Source organism: Bacillus kalamii, from assembly GCF_047238185.1.
Lineage (GTDB): Bacteria > Bacillota > Bacilli > Bacillales > DSM-1321 > Bacillus_AD.
In genome coordinates this window covers 2,800,273-2,816,982 of sequence record NZ_JBDFMI010000001.1, presented here as the reverse complement: position 1 = coordinate 2,816,982, position 16,710 = coordinate 2,800,273, and the positions used below count along the sequence as shown (strand labels likewise).

17 protein-coding genes and 1 tRNA gene are annotated in these 16,710 nt (G+C 41.0%); 10 read left to right on the top strand and 8 right to left on the bottom strand.

Annotated elements, in window-relative coordinates:
* Nucleotides 1–55: 55 nt before the first annotated feature.
* Nucleotides 56–679, top strand: coding sequence for a DedA family protein (locus tag ABC357_RS13990; protein ID WP_412888104.1), 624 nt, complete (start codon nucleotides 56–58; stop codon nucleotides 677–679).
* A 40-nt stretch (nucleotides 680–719) separates the two neighbouring features.
* Here the strand turns inward: ABC357_RS13990 and ABC357_RS13985 are convergent, their stop codons facing one another.
* The 3 genes from ABC357_RS13985 to ABC357_RS13975 all read right to left on the bottom strand — a co-directional run bounded on the left by ABC357_RS13985 (nucleotide 720) and on the right by ABC357_RS13975 (nucleotide 2,600).
* Nucleotides 720–1,148, bottom strand: a complete 429-nt coding sequence (locus ABC357_RS13985; RefSeq protein ID WP_412888103.1) for a GNAT family N-acetyltransferase — start codon at nucleotides 1,146–1,148, stop codon at nucleotides 720–722.
* A 3-nt stretch (nucleotides 1,149–1,151) separates the two neighbouring features.
* The gene (locus tag ABC357_RS13980) at nucleotides 1,152–1,667 is read right to left on the bottom strand and encodes a YjcG family protein (RefSeq protein WP_412888102.1); all 516 of its coding nucleotides are present in this window, start codon (nucleotides 1,665–1,667) and stop codon (nucleotides 1,152–1,154) included.
* 204 nt (nucleotides 1,668–1,871) lie between these two features.
* A complete protein-coding gene (locus ABC357_RS13975) occupies nucleotides 1,872–2,600 on the bottom strand; it encodes an alpha/beta hydrolase (RefSeq protein ID WP_412888101.1) in 729 nt (242 codons plus the stop codon).
* A gap of 181 nt (nucleotides 2,601–2,781) precedes the next feature.
* On the opposite strand from ABC357_RS13975, the gene ABC357_RS13970 reads away from it, so the two are divergent.
* The gene (locus ABC357_RS13970; protein WP_412888100.1) at nucleotides 2,782–3,339 is read left to right on the top strand and encodes a phosphatidylglycerophosphatase A family protein; all 558 of its coding nucleotides are present in this window, start codon (nucleotides 2,782–2,784) and stop codon (nucleotides 3,337–3,339) included.
* 39 nt (nucleotides 3,340–3,378) lie between these two features.
* Here ABC357_RS13970 and ABC357_RS13965 read toward each other — a convergent pair whose 3' ends face one another.
* On the bottom strand, nucleotides 3,379–4,362 hold the full coding sequence (locus tag ABC357_RS13965) for a DMT family transporter (RefSeq protein ID WP_412888099.1): 984 nt from the start codon (nucleotides 4,360–4,362) through the stop codon (nucleotides 3,379–3,381).
* Between the two features lie 231 nt (nucleotides 4,363–4,593).
* Here ABC357_RS13965 and ABC357_RS13960 point away from each other — a divergent pair.
* Nucleotides 4,594–4,665, top strand: a tRNA-Val gene (locus tag ABC357_RS13960).
* Between the two features lie 160 nt (nucleotides 4,666–4,825).
* Nucleotides 4,826–5,842, top strand: a complete 1,017-nt coding sequence (locus tag ABC357_RS13955; RefSeq protein ID WP_412888098.1) for a Gfo/Idh/MocA family protein — start codon at nucleotides 4,826–4,828, stop codon at nucleotides 5,840–5,842.
* On the opposite strand, the gene ABC357_RS13950 is transcribed toward ABC357_RS13955, so the two are convergent.
* Nucleotides 5,820–6,203 (bottom strand): hypothetical protein, encoded by a 384-nt coding sequence (locus ABC357_RS13950; RefSeq protein ID WP_412888097.1) that lies wholly within the window; start codon nucleotides 6,201–6,203, stop codon nucleotides 5,820–5,822. The genes ABC357_RS13955 and ABC357_RS13950 overlap by 23 nt on opposite strands.
* Nucleotides 6,204–6,399: 196 nt before the next feature.
* On the opposite strand from ABC357_RS13950, the gene ABC357_RS13945 reads away from it, so the two are divergent.
* On the top strand, nucleotides 6,400–6,912 hold the full coding sequence (locus ABC357_RS13945; RefSeq protein ID WP_412888096.1) for a ClbS/DfsB family four-helix bundle protein: 513 nt from the start codon (nucleotides 6,400–6,402) through the stop codon (nucleotides 6,910–6,912).
* A 16-nt stretch (nucleotides 6,913–6,928) separates the two neighbouring features.
* On the top strand, nucleotides 6,929–7,594 hold the full coding sequence (locus ABC357_RS13940; protein ID WP_412888095.1) for a GyrI-like domain-containing protein: 666 nt from the start codon (nucleotides 6,929–6,931) through the stop codon (nucleotides 7,592–7,594).
* Nucleotides 7,595–7,647: 53 nt separating this feature from the next.
* Here ABC357_RS13940 and ABC357_RS13935 read toward each other — a convergent pair whose 3' ends face one another.
* Nucleotides 7,648–9,273 (bottom strand): M4 family metallopeptidase, encoded by a 1,626-nt coding sequence (locus tag ABC357_RS13935; protein WP_412888094.1) that lies wholly within the window; start codon nucleotides 9,271–9,273, stop codon nucleotides 7,648–7,650.
* A 199-nt stretch (nucleotides 9,274–9,472) separates the two neighbouring features.
* Between ABC357_RS13935 and ABC357_RS13930 the strand changes: the two genes are divergently transcribed.
* Both ABC357_RS13930 and ABC357_RS13925 read left to right on the top strand, forming a co-directional pair.
* The gene (locus ABC357_RS13930; RefSeq protein ID WP_412888093.1) at nucleotides 9,473–10,594 is read left to right on the top strand and encodes a helix-turn-helix domain-containing protein; all 1,122 of its coding nucleotides are present in this window, start codon (nucleotides 9,473–9,475) and stop codon (nucleotides 10,592–10,594) included.
* A 497-nt stretch (nucleotides 10,595–11,091) separates the two neighbouring features.
* A complete protein-coding gene (locus ABC357_RS13925; RefSeq protein ID WP_412888092.1) occupies nucleotides 11,092–12,261 on the top strand; it encodes an MFS transporter in 1,170 nt (389 codons plus the stop codon).
* Nucleotides 12,262–12,321: 60 nt separating this feature from the next.
* Here ABC357_RS13925 and cysK read toward each other — a convergent pair whose 3' ends face one another.
* Nucleotides 12,322–13,236: a cysteine synthase A gene (gene cysK, locus ABC357_RS13920; protein ID WP_412888091.1), complete on the bottom strand. Its 915-nt coding sequence runs from the start codon at nucleotides 13,234–13,236 to the stop codon at nucleotides 12,322–12,324.
* A 190-nt stretch (nucleotides 13,237–13,426) separates the two neighbouring features.
* Between cysK and ABC357_RS13915 the strand changes: the two genes are divergently transcribed.
* Nucleotides 13,427–13,906 (top strand): methylated-DNA--[protein]-cysteine S-methyltransferase, encoded by a 480-nt coding sequence (locus ABC357_RS13915; protein WP_412888090.1) that lies wholly within the window; start codon nucleotides 13,427–13,429, stop codon nucleotides 13,904–13,906.
* A 39-nt stretch (nucleotides 13,907–13,945) separates the two neighbouring features.
* On the opposite strand, the gene ABC357_RS13910 is transcribed toward ABC357_RS13915, so the two are convergent.
* A complete protein-coding gene (locus tag ABC357_RS13910) occupies nucleotides 13,946–14,146 on the bottom strand; it encodes a YwbE family protein (protein WP_412888089.1) in 201 nt (66 codons plus the stop codon).
* A 189-nt stretch (nucleotides 14,147–14,335) separates the two neighbouring features.
* Between ABC357_RS13910 and helD the strand changes: the two genes are divergently transcribed.
* Nucleotides 14,336–16,681: an RNA polymerase recycling motor HelD gene (gene helD, locus ABC357_RS13905; protein ID WP_412888088.1), complete on the top strand. Its 2,346-nt coding sequence runs from the start codon at nucleotides 14,336–14,338 to the stop codon at nucleotides 16,679–16,681.
* The last annotated feature ends 29 nt before the right edge of the window (nucleotides 16,682–16,710 follow it).

Genomic DNA, 16,710 nt, shown 5'->3' with positions numbered 1-16,710 from the left:
AAACGCTTTAAAAAGCCGAAAAATGAATACGGAATGTGATAAAGGGAGCTATGACATGTTACATATGCTATTGGAATGGTTTAAGGATGCAGCTTTCTGGTTGATCGACACGTTTGGCCATGCAGGTATTTTTCTTGGGATGCTGATAGAGAGTGCTTGTATTCCTTTGCCAAGTGAAGTCATTATGCTATTTGGCGGGTTTATGGCCGAGCTGGGAAAATTGAATTTTTGGTGGGTGGTCATTGCAGGCGTACTGGGGAACCTAGTCGGTTCTTGGCTTGCTTTTTATGTAGGAAAAATTGGAGGGCGTCCTCTTATCCTGAAATATGGAAAATATATTTTTTTGAATGTGAAGCATCTTGAAAAATCAGAGCATTTCTTTTCGAAGTATGGGGCTGCAACGGTCTTTTTTGGGAGAGTTTTGCCGGTAATTCGGACATTTATCTCTCTGCCTGCCGGGATAGCAGATATGAGCTTCCGCAAGTTTACGGTATATACCATTCTAGGATGTATTCCTTGGAATATACTGTTGACGTATATCGGTTTTAAGCTGGGCCAAAACTGGATGCTGGCAGAGCATTATATGAAGCCTGCCACTTATATCATTGCAGTGCTTGTATTAATTTTCATCCTTTATTTGATTGTCAAAATCTTCAAGGACCGTAAGAAAATGAATTAATTGTTAAGGAAAACCCCTTTACGAATGTAAAGGGGTTTTATCAGTCTATCTTTTTTTCCATTTTTCGATGGAGAATGCCTGCTTCCATAAACTCTTCGGATATGGTTGAATATCCAAGTTTTTCGTAAAAGCCGATCGCTTGTTTTTGTGCGTTTAATAGAATGGAGGGGATTGTATTTTCGCGAGCGAAAGCCTCCATGGCTTCCATAATCGACTTTCCTCCGCCGAGTGAGCGTGCATGCTTTAGGATGCATACGCGTTCGGCTTTTCCTTTTCCTTCAACAAGGCGCATTCTGCCAGCGCCAATTGCTACCCCTTCAGCTGTACGCAATAGAAAATGGATGGATTGGTTTTCATATTGGTCCTTTTCATTCTCTACATCGACTTGCTGCTCTTCCATAAACACAGTATGGCGGATGGAGTAGACATCTCTTAAATCTTCAGGTGATCGGGCAATGATGGCTTTCATAGATTAAAGATCCTTCGCCAATTTGAATGTTTCGTAGACTGTCCAAGCTCCATTATCCAGTTGATATAGAAGATGGAAACGATCGATGATTTCTTCATGGCGCAGGTCAAGCATGCTCATTTGTCCGTATACATCACTGTGCTCATCATCGGACAGCGCTTGGCCGATTGTAATATGAGGTACGAACGCATATGACGCTTCCGTCCCTTTCAAGTCTTGTTGGATTTGATTATGCAAACGATCAAGTTCGGCATTATGCTCTGCTTTTAGGTAGATGACATTATTGACAGGCTGGAATGTACTCGCTTTCAGTATGCTCAGCTGAAATGGCTTGCATTTCTTGGATGTTTCGGTCAGTTGCGCAACAATTGCCTCCATTTCCGTTTCTGTAGCCTCAGTCGGTTCCTTTAATGTTAGATGCGGTGGGATAAGGGCGTAGTGAGGATCGTAGCGCTTACGGTAAGAGTTTGCCAAATCTTGAAGTTTTTTTGATGGGAAAATTGCGATGCCATATTTCATAATAGTACCTCCTGGATATAGAATGTTAGACAAGTTCGCTTATTGCGGGAAAAAGGAAGAGTATGCTCATTTTTTCCCGCGATGTTATAGCTACCCTACATAAAACATATTTGTAAATCGTTTACTGTATGGGTATTTCATTCCATTATATCAAAATTCAGAAAATAGTAGCTACTATTTGCAATTACATTAGATTTGATACGCTTAAAGGGAAAACATCCGCTCAATTGTCCGGGGCAAATCTTTTTGCCAATACTTCCATGTATGTTCCCCTTTAAATTCATCATAAAACATCGGGAACCCTTTTTCCTGCAGCAATTCATGCAATGCTCGGTTGGGTTCTATGAAATTACTATGGTCGCCATTTGTTTCAGGGACATCTGTTTCGTCCACACCGATGACGTGATACAGATTGAGAAGGTGGCTGTCCTTGCAGGAGCGCACTTCTTCCATTACGTTTTGGTTTACATACGGAGAATGCATAATGACTCTGCCGAACGTATGGGGATAGGCTAGAGCTGCTCTAAGAGAGACTGTGCCCCCGAGTGAATCGCCCATCAAGGCGCGTCCATGCCCGACGCCATATGAAGGATATTCCTTATCTAAAAAAGGAACCAGCTCGTGTGCAAGGAAACGTATATACTGGCTTTGTTTTTCCCCTTCAGGATGATATTTAGTTCTGCGGTCAAATCTGTCCTTGTAGGGGATCCCTACGAAAATCGTATTCTCTATTTTTTCTTCATACAGTAACTGGTCAGCAACTCTCCCTAAACGGCCCATTTGAAAATAGTCTTTGCCATCATTGACGATGCAAATTGTATACTTATAGAGCGGGGAGTAGTTGGCAGGCAGATAGATCAATAGTTCGATCTCTTCCTGCAAAGAATCGCTGTAGAACATAGTGCCCTGTATTTTTCCCATTGGAATCTTCAACTGTTATACCTCCTGATAAAGATACAAAAAGTGTAGCATAGACAGAAGCAAATTTCCGTTTATACGCTTTTTTTACAGGATTTATCTCTTTGTGCGGTGATTACCAATTATATTCTGATAATTTTGACGGAAATTATTATATAATGGGTAGATATAGAGAATGAGTAGAGGAGATGATTCCATGGATGTCAAGCGTGTCCATAGCCGTGACGTAACGGCAGCAGCGCTTAAAGCATTGGAAGACCGTGGTGTATCCATCGATTCCATTGCAGAAATCGTATACGAAATGCAGCTTCCGTATAACCCCAACCTAACAATGGATATGTGTGTGGAAAGCGTAGAGAAAGTATTGGTGAAAAGGGAGATCCAGCATGCTTTACTAGTAGGTGTGGAGCTGGACAAGCTTGCCGAGGAGCACAAACTGTCAGAACCGCTTCAATCCATTATCGAAAGCGATGAAGGGTTATTTGGTGTCGATGAAACGATTGCTTTTGGAGCAGTCCTTGCTTACGGCAGCATTGCTGTCACTACATTCGGCCATTTGGATAAAAATAAGATCGGCATCATCAGGGATCTAGATAATAAGAAGGATAATAAAGTACATACCTTCTTGGACGATATGGTTGCAAGTATTGCATCAAGTGCTGCATCACGATTAGCACATAGATTGCGCGACGAGGAAGAAGCATTGTCTGATGAAGAACTGAAAGAACGTGAAAATGAAGAATTGATCGGTTGATCAAAAAAGAAAGCAGCCGCCCAAATGGCTGCTTTTCCTTTATAAATGTTCATCAGCCATTCTTGACGGAACCGTTTTTTGGGCGATTTTAGCATTGAAATAGCTATGTAAAACCATTCCGAGCATAACTAGCCCCATACCGATCCATGATGGTAGGGAAGGCAGGGCGCTGCCAAGGAAGATCATCTCTCCTATGGCTGCAAATAAGACTTCCAATGATTGCGTGGCTTCAACAGTTCCCAGCCGCTCAATATGATCCTTCACTAAATCGGTTGCCGCAAAAAATAAAACTGTGGCAAAGACACCGGAAAATAAGGCGACACTGCCGGATTGTACCACTTGTTTTGTGGTAGGTAAGCCATCTGTAACCAAGCCGACGATGGATAATGGAATCCAAAAGGGCATGGAGGCCATTGTCATCCCCAAAACCCGTTGGTAGGCATCCAGCCTGCCGCCGCAAATATGCATCATTTTACGGTTGCCCAGCGGATAGGCGAAAGAGGCTATTAGGATGGGTATTATACAAAGGAAAGCATCCTTTAACGATAATGAGCTTGCATTTTCCAGCTGCATAATCAATACCCCGAATAAAATCAATACCGAAAATACCATACCTCTCCATGGAATCCGCCCGCGGTGCCTGATGCGTTCACCGTTATTGCCGATATGGTATTCATAAAAAAACGGCGCTAGCAGGGAGCCTGAAAGAATGGTCATCTGCCATGTGCCTGCAATAAGCCATCCTGGACCGTATGAGGAGGCGAACGTCAGCGGGGCATAGAATAAACCGAAACCCACAACGCTCCAGATCATCCACATGCCTGGATGCTTACTCATTTCAATCAACAGCTCTTTTATATTCTTTCTGGCCCCCACGATTATCAGTAAAAACAGCAGCATAAAATAATAACGGAGGGAAGAACTCCAAATCCAGCTGCCTCCATCCATATCCATCGCGCGGTTAATAATAAAAGTGAATGCAAAGAAAAAAGCTGCTCCCGCCCCGAGAAAGATAGCCCGCATGATAAAAATCCCCTTTCCCGATACAGCAACTCGGAGAAAGTATTAGTTAATTATGTACGGTTCCAAGTGTACGTTGTATCAAAATGTTGTAATGCTGTCATTTTACATGAAAACCACTTAAGTATCTATATGATTCAGAAAACTTAGACAAAACAACTCATCCCTTCAGTTAACCTAATTGGATGGTTGACAAGAAACCGATCTCATATTATAGTGTTAAATATAAATAACGATCCAATAGTTCAGCGGGAGAACATCACCTTGACAGGGTGGGGGTCGGGGGTTCAAATCCCTCTTGGGTCATCGATATTAAAAAGCCGGAAACCATTCATAATCCAATGGTTCCCGGCTTTTTTGCTGTCCGCGGAAATGAGGATCAAGTTTCCGGGGTTTATAATAATATTCGTTTTAGAAGGTGTTTGTGGAATATGGTGGAATATAGTAAAAGGAAGGGGGGATTGGATTGAAAACAGGAATTGTGGGCGGAGGGTTTGGCCTGCGGGTGCAGGCGCCTATCATCCAATTGCATCCTCATATGCAATTGACGGCAATTAGTACAATGTATCGCCATTCAATTCCTGAAGAGTTGAAGGGAAATACATTTCCGTTTAAGCACTATCTTGATTGGCAGGAAATGCTCGAAAAGGAAGATTTGGATCTAGTGTTTGTCAGTTCGTTGCCTGAATATCACCATCAAATAGTTATCAAGGCTTTGGATATGGGAATCAACGTTGTATGTGAAAAACCCTTTGCCATGAATGCAAAGCAAGCTTTGGACATGTTGGAGGCTGCAAATAAAACGGATTGCAACGTCTTTGTTGATTTTGAATGGCGTTATTTGCCGATAAGACAAAAATTGAAGGAGTTTGTCGGCCGAGGAAAAATTGGGAAGCTATTACATACCGAATACCATGCATCAAGTCCCGATTACCACATTTTATCTTCCATAAATAGGGGGTGGATGGGGCAAAAACAACATTTTGGAGGCATGCTGGGTGCCATAGGTACGCATATGATTGATTTTATAAGATGGATGTCAAGTGAAGAAATGGAGCAGGTGTATGGCTTCAAACATACCCATGTGCCGATTGGGCCAGATGAAATAAGGGATGCGGATGATGCGTTTTTTATCTCCGGAAGGCTAAGAGGCGGTTCAACGTTCTCACTGCAATTATTATCTGGTATACATCATGGTTCAGGCTCAACAGTCACTTTGTATGGAACAGAAGGATCAATGGTCTTGAAAGATGATCAGGAACTTCTGTATGGACAAGGCAGGCTGCCTTTCCGGAAAGTCGCATTTGATAGTGTGAATCCACCGAATGCATTGCCTAATGAGGCTGCCGGCTATTACAAAGCCTTTTATCCATTTCTGCAGAGTGTATATGATTATTCTGTGAATGGCTGTCATGATGGACAGTTGCCTACAGCTTATGATGGTTGGAGAAATCAGGCAGTTATCGCCTTATTAGAAAAATGAAGGGGAAGAATGGCATGGCTTTATTCATGCCATTCCTAAAGGGTGACTTGTTGAAATGCCCTAACAAAAAAATATGGCAAAATAGTATTTGTTTCACTTTTTGATTTCTGTCTTTCATAGTTGCTGTTCCATTTACAGCAGCGGTAATACCATGGGTGATTGTATGGCTGATGGACCAATCGATAAAGGTTGAATCTTGCTTCCCAGCGTATTCGAGAAATCTGTTTTTTCCTTCAATAGTTGTTTTTCCTGCTAGTTTCCATTGTATGCCTTCTGTAATCCTATCCGATACTTCTTCAAAACGTCCCTCATATAAGTCGTGAATAAAAGCTTCCAGCATATGCCCTTTTGCTGTGGCCATCTGAATCATCTCTCCATCTTCAAATCGTTTATAGCGTATATCGTATCAAATGTTGAAAGAAAAAGAATGTCCAATCCGGTTTAAGAGATATGCCTAAATAAAAAAAGAGAGAATTATTTTTATTTTTGTTATTATATAAATATAATAATTATTATGTATCTAAACATGTACATAGGATACGGAGGAGGAAGTATAGATGCCGAGGCCAAAAACAAAAAAGGAACTAATAGAATTCAGTGAAAGGAACTACAAGGCATTGTTGGAGGCAGTCCAATCAATACCGGAAGAAAAGTGGAATGAGGAGTTCTCTTTCGAAAGTTTATACCGGAATATAAGAGACGTTATGGCTCATTTGCATGAGTGGCTAGTTCTGATGGAAAACGCCTATGAAATAGGGATGGCTGGAAAGCAACCAGAGCTGCCTGCACCAGGATATACGTTCAGAACGACGCCAGAACTGAATAAGCACATCTGGGAAAAGTATCAACAGACTGGTTTAGATGAAACAATGGAGTTGCTGGAGGAAAGCCATGCAAAAATGATGAAGATCATAGAAGGCCATTCAGATGAAGAATTATTCACAAAAAAATATTATAACTGGACTGGATCGACTTCGCTAGGCCAATATTTAATATCGGCAACATCCAGCCATTATGACTGGGCCCTTAAAAAAATCAAGAAATTCAAACGGTCCATTGAAAAAGGATAAGAAAGGTTGATGCTCTATGCCGGCTAACAAAGTGGACTATAAGAAGAAAGAGAAATCATTTTATATGCCCGGGAAGAAGCCTGAATTAATAGAAATTCCTGAGATGTCCTTTATCATGGTTGACGGCAAAGGAGATCCAAATCAAGAGAGCGGTGAATATCCAGCGGCAATTGAATTGTTATATGGACTATCCTATGCAATTAAAATGAGTAAGATGGGCCCTGGCCCATTGCCGGGCTATTTTGAATATGTCGTCCCTCCATTGGAAGGGTTATGGTGGATGGAAGGCAGCTCGGGAATAGATAGAGAAAGAAAACATTTATTCCGATGGACATCGATGATACGGCAGCCCGAATTCGTCGATGAAGGGATTTTTCGTTGGGCATGCGGGGAGTTAAAGAAGAAAAAACCAATGCTGGATGTGTCGAAAGCTTATTTCGCTACGTGGAAGGAAGGATTATGTGTCCAAATGATGCATATGGGTTCATATGATGCAGAGCCGGCAACTATTTTTCAAATGGAACAATATATTGAAACTCATCAACTGATTAATGGGATAACGGAGGAAAAGGATGGCAGAATTCGCAGGCATCACGAAATTTATTTATCGGATCCCCGGAGAACAAAAACGGAGAATCTAAAAACAGTCATCCGCATTCCAGTTAGGAAGAAAACGGATTGAAAAAGAATCAAGCTGCCTCCATAACAGATAGAGGCAGCTTGATTTATGATGATTTAATTAATGCCTACAGCCGTAAATGCATTGCTGACAGCTGTTTTCTCGGTACTCGCAGAGCCGAACAAGTCACTTGCCGATTGGATACAGGCGGCTTTGGCTTGAGAGAAGGTAGCGTTTGAAGAAAGGTAGACCGTATTGGCTCTATAGAAAATTTTTCCCAACTTTTCAATGCCGATTCCGCTGACTGATACGCCATGGTGGGTACCGCCGGCAGAAATCAGATAGGCTGCCTTATTGATGATGCCGCTATTTGTGTGTACGCCTCCATTATCGGAGCTTCCGGTGTATTTATTGCTGTAGTGATCGGGATCTCCATATAAAGTTGGACTGGACATGGACCGAAGGGCATCACCTGCAACAGAAGGTGTATATATGTCTTCGCCGATATTATAGTCTGATTTTGTCGGTTGATATTTGAATTCGATAACTGTGCCGAAAATATCGGAAATGGCTTCATTCAATGCCCCTGATTCATTTTGGTAAATCAAGTTTGATTCGGAAGAAGTGACGGCGTGCGTCAATTCGTGGGCTACAACATCCAGCCCCCCTGAAAGAGGAATGAAAGTGGAACCGTCTCCGTCCCCATAGATCATCTGGGAACCATTCCAGAATGCATTATTATAGTTTTTGCTGTAATGGACGATCGATTTCAATGCAGCGCCGTTGCCATCGTATGAATTTCGGCTGAAGGCAGACTTGTAGAAATCATAGACGGTGCCGGCATAATTGTGGGCATCCACAGCCGGGGCATCATAAGATGCGTTGAATACATTATCTGCATCTGACCAAAGTGAGGCGGAGCTGGTACCGTTATTGGCATTGTACGTTAAGACACCGCTTCCCCTTGTATTATCCTGTAAATAATATTTGCCGCTTGAAAGGGTCGTATTCAAGGAAACCGTATTGTTCAGGACGCCTTTTCCGGTTCCGACAGCATTGCTTCCGGAAACTTCATCGATAGAGTTATATTTATTGAGAATTTCGCCAGTCTTTGAGGAAATAAGGTAGTAGTAATTGCCTGGTTGCGGATCAAGAAAATTTAAATTTACTTTATAGGCGGAGACTGCCTTTGAGCTATCTGAATAGATGACTTGTTCGCTTTCAGGCTTCTTTTCGTAGTTCGGGGTATAACCAAGATCTTTTTCAGCGATGCTCACTGCCTCTGAAGGAGAAATCTCTTTTTGGGAGACGGTGCTGTCCATTTTCTTATCCAAGTCGGAGGCTACCGACCCAGATACAACGGTAAGGACTCCTTTGTTATTGACGACAGCGGATTGTGTAAAGCCCCATACGGGTTTACCGTCATAGACCTGCTGCAGCTTCAGTATTGTATTTCCTAGTGGATCTGTATCCTTCTTTAGGACTATAAAAGACTCCTTGGCGCTTTTTTCACCTAGTTTATAATAATTTTTTTGCTGGTCCATAAAGGAATAAAAGATAGATTCGGCACTGGCGTCGGAGGGATTGCTTAAATTTCCTGATAGAAACTCCATGGAGTCCCTTTCTGTATTGTATTTCTCGATTTGTACGGCATCGTTGACAGCTAATGCATTTGCGTTCGGAAGAGCGAGTACACCTAGGCCAAGTGAGAGTGCGACACTTGCTACGATTTTCCCTTTCAAATCATTCAGCTCCGTTTCCTAATTTTTTTATACCGCCAACTTGTGGTAAACCATACCCCCCTTTCTTTTTTACTTAATCGAGGATTAGTCAAAAAGTAAGTGGAAAAAATTAGGGATGCCTCTTATAATGGAGTATAAAATCACTAGTAAATATTTGGTATTGGGAAAATAGAATCTATATATAGCAAGGGGTGGCCCTATGGAAGCCTTGGGTAAATTAGTTCATTTTCATCGAAAACGCCAAAACAAAACGCAAGAAACATTGTGTTCGGGGATATGTTCCGTCACGCATTTAAGTAAGATAGAAAACGGATATAAAGAGGGAAGTGCAGAAACGTTACGGCTTTTATTCGAAAGGCTTGGGGTAAAGGTCGAAACAGAAAAATCTAAAACGAATGAGCTGAAGAAGGAACTGGATGAATTCTATTTATGCATGATGCACTTGAATGAAAGAAAAGCGGAATGTATCTATACGAAGCTGAAAGCAGAAGAAGAGTATATTCAGTATACAGAGCTTGTTTATTTATATCAGCTGTACTGCATTAGATACGATCTTTTTATTGGAAATTTAGAAAAAGCTGATGCAAGCATTAGCCGGATGATAAAATCGATTAAAAAATTTTCCCAACTTGAAAGGTATTTACTCCATTATTTTCATGCCATATACTTGATTAAACGGAAGAATTTTGAAGAAGCTCTCGGCGAGTTGGACATAAGCCAAGGTCTTGGTTTGGAATTCGAGGTAATTTCTCCTGAGTTCGACTACCATAAAGCACTTATATATAGTCAACTTCAACATTCAACGTTAGCTATGCATTATTCTCATACCGCACTAAAACGATTTGAAAAAGATCATAATTTTCTACGGATTATGGATACCAACTTAATAATTGCTATCAACCTTACTAAGCAAAAACAATTCCGAGAAGCCGAGCGTATTTATACAAAGCTATTGAGAGATGCGGAATTGTATAGCAATAAGAAGATTATGAGTATGATTTTGCATAATTTTGGTTATTTATACTGTATTCAAGATCAATATTCTAAAGCAATCGAATATTACAGATATAGCCTTGATTGTTTAAATTGTGTAAGACCTGACCATTATTCGGCAACAACAAGTAATATTGTCAATCTTTTAATTATTGAGGGTAAAAAAGAAGAAGCTTTATTATATACATCCAAGGCTATTTCCTTTTTGCAAAAATACGAAAATAGGAAAGTTAAACACATATTAAGTTACTGGCTGCAATTAAAGGAAATGATTTTTAACGATAAAAAAATTACATCTCCTTCGTTTTATTTAGAGAATTTTCAATGAACTAATACCTTTATTACTTTCGTGTCTTGGACATATTAATATAATAATAATTAGGAGGTAGTTTGAATGAGAATGAAAAAGTGGAAGTTGGTTACTTCGATTGTTACTATGGGCATTATATTAATTTCTATTAATGGACCCCATAATAATGTGCCGATTTGGCCAGATTTAATAGGTTTATTATAAAAAATATCTCTTTGTAGATTTAAGGTGTTAAAAATGTATGGCTTCGTAATTGAATATTTAGAAGATAAACGCAAGAATGCTGATTCGATAGCATTCTTGCGTTTTTATTGTCTGGAAATTTGGCGAAAAAGGTAAAATGGCTAGAGAAAATAGGCAACAGAATACCTACAAACATTCTAGTTGATTATAAAGCGACATGTGCTATAATTTGTATATAGTCAAGTTTGACTAATTGAAATAAAACTAATTAGCATTGAACCTATTATGTGCAGAATAAACTTTATAAACTGAATGGAAAGGAAGCTATGACGATGAGTACAAAAAAAGTATTGCCTGTGCTATTCTTGGTCATGTTTTTGGTTATGGTCGGTTTTGGCATCATTATTCCGGTATTGCCGTTTTTAGCTGAAAAGGTGGGTGGGAGCCCAACTGAGCTTGGCCTTCTGATGGCTGTATATTCATTAATGCAGTTGTTTTTTGCGCCGGTTTGGGGGCGTGTATCTGACCGGATTGGCCGTAAGCCGGTCATGATGATCGGAATCGCCGGGTTGGCCGTTTCCTTTTTTCTGATGGCTATGTCCAATTCTTTGTGGATGCTATTTGTGGCGCGGATCGTCGGCGGCATTTTGTCTTCTGCGAATATGCCGACCGCAATGGCTTATGTGGCGGATATAACCACTCATGAAGACCGCAGCAAGGGTATGGGGATCATTGGTGCGGCAACCGGATTGGGATTCATTTTCGGGCCTGCCATCGGTGGCGTTTTCTCGAAAGCCAATTTAAACATTCCGTTTTATATTGCCGGTATTTCCGCTTTGATTACGTTAGTTCTAGTTATGATTATTCTGAAGGAATCTCTTCCTGCAGAAAAAAGATCACATCATGCAGCTAATAAAGAATCTATGTGGAAGTCATTTAAAGGCCCATTGGTTATTATGTATCTTTTACAATTATTTGTTACTTTGTCCATGGCTGGCCTAGAAGCGACATTTGCTTATTTTGCAGCAAAGAAGGCGGGAATCGATACCGTCAGCTTAGGGTATATCTTTATGATCATGGGGGTAGGGAGTGCGATTGTCCAAGGAGGGCTGGTTGGGGTATTAACTAAGAAACTGGGTGAAGGTGCTGTCATCAGAATTGGTACCGCTGTTTCTGCTGTAGGTTTCCTGCTCATTCTTCTTTCAACCAACTTTTGGACATCAGCTTTGTTCTTGACTATCTTTGCGATGGGCAACGGCGTAATCCGTCCAGCTATTTCATCGCTTTTGACAAAGAGTTCGAACACAGGCCACGGAAAGGTGACTGGTTTATTGTCCTCTTTTGATTCATTTGGGCGTATCATCGGACCGCCGCTTGGAGGCTGGCTATTTTCAATATCCATCGGCTTGCCGTATGTTTCAGGTGCGATACTGTCCGTTGTTGCATTGATTTTGTTCCAGATTTATTATGCCAAAACAAAAAAACAACAGGCAGCCGCCTAAGGGATATCATTCAGAAATAAGGGAGCCTGGTTCCGAGCGGAACCAGGCTCCTGTTTATATTTAGATGAGGTTCATGCTCAAATAACGTTCTCCTGAATCTGGAGCGATGCATAAAACCCGTTTTCCTTTGCCGATTTTTTTGGCGATTTGAATGGCGCCGTACACTGCAGCTGCAGATGATGGGCCGACGAAAATGCCTTCTTCTTTTGGCAATCGTCTGAATAAATCTACTGCATCGTCATCTTTAACTTGAATGATCTCATCGTATACATCCGTATTGAGGATGGAAGGGACAAATCCAGGGCTGGTGCCGACTAATTTATGCGGACCGGGCTGGCCGCCTGATAATACAGGAGATCCTGCTGGTTCTACTACACCGATATAGATATCGGGCAATAGTTCCTTAAGTTTTTCGCCAGTTCCGGTAACCGTACCTCCTGTGCCTGCAGTGGCTACGAACGCATCTAATTTTCCATCCATTTGCCGATAAATTTCCGGAGCTGTCGTATGGCGGTGGATATCAGGATTCGCTTCATTTTCAAATTGCTGGGGAATAAAACTTCCAGGGATTTGATTATGCAATTCCTGTGCTTTTTCTATGGCTCCGGGCATTCTTTTTGAAAATGGTGTCAACACTACCTCGGCACCGTACGCCTTCAATAAATTGATTCTTTCTTTAGTCATATTATCCGGCATCACAAAAATGGCACGATATCCACGGGCGGCGGCATTCATAGCAAGCCCGATGCCTGTATTGCCGCTTGTTGGCTCGATAATGGTCGAACCAGGATGGATCAAACCTTTTTCTTCTGCAGCAATAAGCATACTGTAAGCTGCCCGGTCTTTCACGCTTCCGGAAGGATTGAACATTTCTAGCTTAACGAAAACGTCAGCTGCACCTTCTGGAACTACCTTTTTTAACTGTAATACAGGTGTCTCGCCGATTAAATCGGCAATATTTTGAACAACCTTCATAGTAAAACCACCTTTCAAATGATTCTTTATCTTAATCATATCGGTTAACTAGGATAAAATCTGTTAATATGCTCATTAAGTATGTTGGGAATCAAATGGAAATAGACGGTTGACTATCAGGTCGGGTATAATAGAAGAAATGAAAGGGAACGTATGATTGGTTTTTTATTTTGGGAAAGGGGATGATGATATGAAGTATCTGTATTTTTATGATTGTGAACTTGGGAAAATAGGAATTGAAGAGAATGGTCAGGCAATTACGCATGTTTATTTTGATGGAGAGAAAGTCCTTGCAGATGAAAAGGCGATCGAAGAGGAGACTCCTTTGTTGAAGCGTGCTGGCGAACAATTGGCTGAATACTTGTCGGGCAAAAGAAGGGATTTTGATTTGCCATTGGATGCCAAAGGTACAGAATTTATGCAAAGCGTGTGGGCTGGTTTGTGTGATATTCCTTATGGGAAAACGTGCACTTATGGTGAGATTGCCGAGGTAATCGGCAATCCAAAAGCATGCCGGGCAGTAGGGCTAGCGAATAACCGCAATCCAATCCCTATTTTTATTCCGTGCCATCGTGTGATCGGAGCGAATGGCAAATTGGTCGGTTACGGCGGGGGATTGAACATTAAAGAATACTTGTTAGCGCTGGAGAAGAAAGTTCAGAGTGTATAACGATAGAAAAGCTACTTCTGGATAGGAAGTAGCTTTTTGTCAATCTTCTTTAATAATATGTTGGACTCTGCCGACTTGTCCGTCTGTCAATTCCACTTTAATGCCATGCGGGTGTGTGGCCGAATTGGTAAGCAGCCGTTTAATTGTTCCGCGCGTCAATTTTCCTGTGCGCTGATCTTTCTTTAATACTATTTCGACCTCCATGCCAGGCGAGAGGTTGCTTCTTGTTTTATGTTCCATTATATCTTCTCCTTGAAAATAAAATAAGCCTGAACAACGGGCTCAGGCAGTTTGATAGGTTGAATGTATTGAATCCATGTGATATGATGAAAGTTAGCAATGTATAATTAAAATAGATTAAAATTAGCCTATCTTAATTATACATCAAGTGATATAGGATTGTCAAATCTTATTATTGGAGTGATCTTGATGACAAATGAGCGAAAATATGAAGAACAGCGGTTAGCTGAAGTAGTAGAAGTAATTGAAGGCACATTGGAAGGAATGTCCGGCAAAACAGCACATTTAAAGAAAGATGTAGTGTCTATCAGAAAGGATTTCTGGGAAGATGTAACGGTTAATGTGGACCAACCTGATGATATGATCGAAACAATGGCCAGTATAAAGCAACAATCAGAAATGCTTGCAGAAAGAGAAAGAACGCATGGATTATTGTATAAGCAAGCGAAAGCACTGACACGCTTGAAAGAATCTCCATATTTTGGTCGGATCGATTTTTTGGAAGATGGAGAAAAAGCCCCTGAAACGGTCTATTTGGGAACTGCTTCTTTAATGGATGCGAATGAAGAGGAATTTCTGATCTATGATTGGCGGGCCCCCATTTCAAGTATGTATTATGACTTCTCTCCCGGACGTGCTTCTTATATGACAATGGATGGAATAATAGAAGGAGAACTGGAATTGAAGAGGCAATTTATCATCCGACATGGAAAGATGACCGGTATGTTTGATACAGGCACGACCATAGGGGACGATTTGTTGAAGGAAGTGTTGGGAAATGCGGCCAGCAATCAAATGAAAAGTATTGTCGCTACAATCCAAAAAGAACAGAATGCGATTATCCGTAATGATAAGGACCGCTATTTAATTGTGCAAGGAGTAGCGGGCAGCGGAAAGACATCGGTAGCTTTACAGCGTGTCGCTTTTTTATTGTATAAGCATTTGAATGAGCTGGAGGCGGATCATATTCTTTTGTTCTCGCCAAATCCGTTGTTCAACAGCTATGTTTCGTCGGTTCTTCCCGACTTGGGGGAGGAGAATATGCAACAGACTACGTATCAAGAATTCGTGGAAAGGATAGTGGGGAAGGAATTTAAACTGGAAGATCCGTTTTCCGGAATGGAGTATGCACTGACCCAAAAAAAAGATCCTTATTATCCATCTCGTATGGAAGCGATATATTATAAATCAGGTTTGGATTTTAAGAATGACATAGATGCTTATGCTTCCCGATTATTAAATGAAGGAATGCTTTTCAAATCGATCTCATTCAGAGGGGAAACCATCATTTCTGCTCAAGCAATAAAAAACTATTTTTATTCTCTTGACGGCATTGCATCTATTCCGAACCGGATAGAGGCAGTCAAGAAATGGCTATTTCTGCAGCTGAATCAACAGGAAAAGCTTGAGATAGAAAAAGACTGGGTGATGGATGAAATTGAACTTCTCGACAAAGAGGACTATACAGAAGTATACCGCGATTTGACGGCTGAACAAGATAAAGATACCGACGATATGTATGATTATGATCGTGAAAGAATGAAGCTTGCGGAAAAGGTAGTCAGCTCCCATTTCAAAAAATTGAAAAAGGCGATTAAGCTGTTGAAATTTATCCAAATCAAAGCGCTGTATCTGCAACTGCTAACAGAAGCCGGGCATAGGGGAATCAATGATAGTTCATGGTCTCAGGCTGTTTCGCGGAGTGCGGGGGAAATAAAGCGCAAGGTTCTTCCTTATGAGGATGTAACAGGTTTTATCTATTTGAAAGATCTGCTTGAAGGAAAAAAGGTTTATACGTCCATCCGTCATTTGTTTGTTGATGAGGCGCAAGATTACACGCCATTTCAATTAGAATTATTCAGAAGGATGTTCCCTTATAGCAAAATGACTATCCTAGGGGATTATAATCAAGCCATTTATGCGCATTCAATGAATAATGCTACCTTATTGTCTACGGACTTATATCATGAAGGATCTTATGAAAAAATTACATTGACCAAAAGCTACCGTTCGACAATGCCGATTGTTGACTTTACCAAACACCTTGTATTTGGGGGAGAAGAGATAGAACCATTCAACAGGGAAGGGAAAAAACCAGTGGTGGTGCAATTGCCTAAAGATGGAGAAAGGGATCAAATCGTATTAAATAGGATCCGCCATTTCATTGACTGCAACTATCAGACCATTGCCGTCATCTGCAAAACAGAAGAAGAAAGCCGCATTGCCTACGAAAACTTGAAGCAGATGGAGGGCGTACAATTGATGACCCGCTCTACATATTCATTTAAGAAAGGGATTTTGATCTTGCCAGCCTATTTAGCGAAAGGCATTGAATTTGATGCAGTGATTATTTATGATGCATCTGACTCGGCATATAATGATGAACTGGAACGAAACCTTTTTTATACTGCGTGCACTAGGGCTATGCATGAGTTGTATTTGGTGGCTGCTGGAGAGGCAACCCGGTTTTTATCTGGAGTACCTGATGTTGCTTATATTATTGAAAAGACTGACGGCACTTTTGATGGCCAATAAGAAAAGAATCAAGAAGGCAAGAATGCAGG

Coding starts and splice junctions, on each gene's coding strand:
- ABC357_RS13990 (WP_412888104.1), top strand. CDS start 56: ATGTTACATATGCTATTGGAATGGTTTAAGGATGCAGCTTTCTGGTTG.
- ABC357_RS13985 (WP_412888103.1), bottom strand. CDS start 1,148: ATGAAAGCCATCATTGCCCGATCACCTGAAGATTTAAGAGATGTCTAC.
- ABC357_RS13980 (WP_412888102.1), bottom strand. CDS start 1,667: ATGAAATATGGCATCGCAATTTTCCCATCAAAAAAACTTCAAGATTTG.
- ABC357_RS13970 (WP_412888100.1), top strand. CDS start 2,782: ATGGATGTCAAGCGTGTCCATAGCCGTGACGTAACGGCAGCAGCGCTT.
- ABC357_RS13965 (WP_412888099.1), bottom strand. CDS start 4,362: ATGCGGGCTATCTTTCTCGGGGCGGGAGCAGCTTTTTTCTTTGCATTC.
- ABC357_RS13950 (WP_412888097.1), bottom strand. CDS start 6,203: ATGGCCACAGCAAAAGGGCATATGCTGGAAGCTTTTATTCACGACTTA.
- ABC357_RS13945 (WP_412888096.1), top strand. CDS start 6,400: ATGCCGAGGCCAAAAACAAAAAAGGAACTAATAGAATTCAGTGAAAGG.
- ABC357_RS13940 (WP_412888095.1), top strand. CDS start 6,929: ATGCCGGCTAACAAAGTGGACTATAAGAAGAAAGAGAAATCATTTTAT.
- ABC357_RS13930 (WP_412888093.1), top strand. CDS start 9,473: ATGGAAGCCTTGGGTAAATTAGTTCATTTTCATCGAAAACGCCAAAAC.
- ABC357_RS13925 (WP_412888092.1), top strand. CDS start 11,092: ATGAGTACAAAAAAAGTATTGCCTGTGCTATTCTTGGTCATGTTTTTG.
- cysK (WP_412888091.1), bottom strand. CDS start 13,236: ATGAAGGTTGTTCAAAATATTGCCGATTTAATCGGCGAGACACCTGTA.
- ABC357_RS13915 (WP_412888090.1), top strand. CDS start 13,427: ATGAAGTATCTGTATTTTTATGATTGTGAACTTGGGAAAATAGGAATT.
- ABC357_RS13910 (WP_412888089.1), bottom strand. CDS start 14,146: ATGGAACATAAAACAAGAAGCAACCTCTCGCCTGGCATGGAGGTCGAA.
- helD (WP_412888088.1), top strand. CDS start 14,336: ATGACAAATGAGCGAAAATATGAAGAACAGCGGTTAGCTGAAGTAGTA.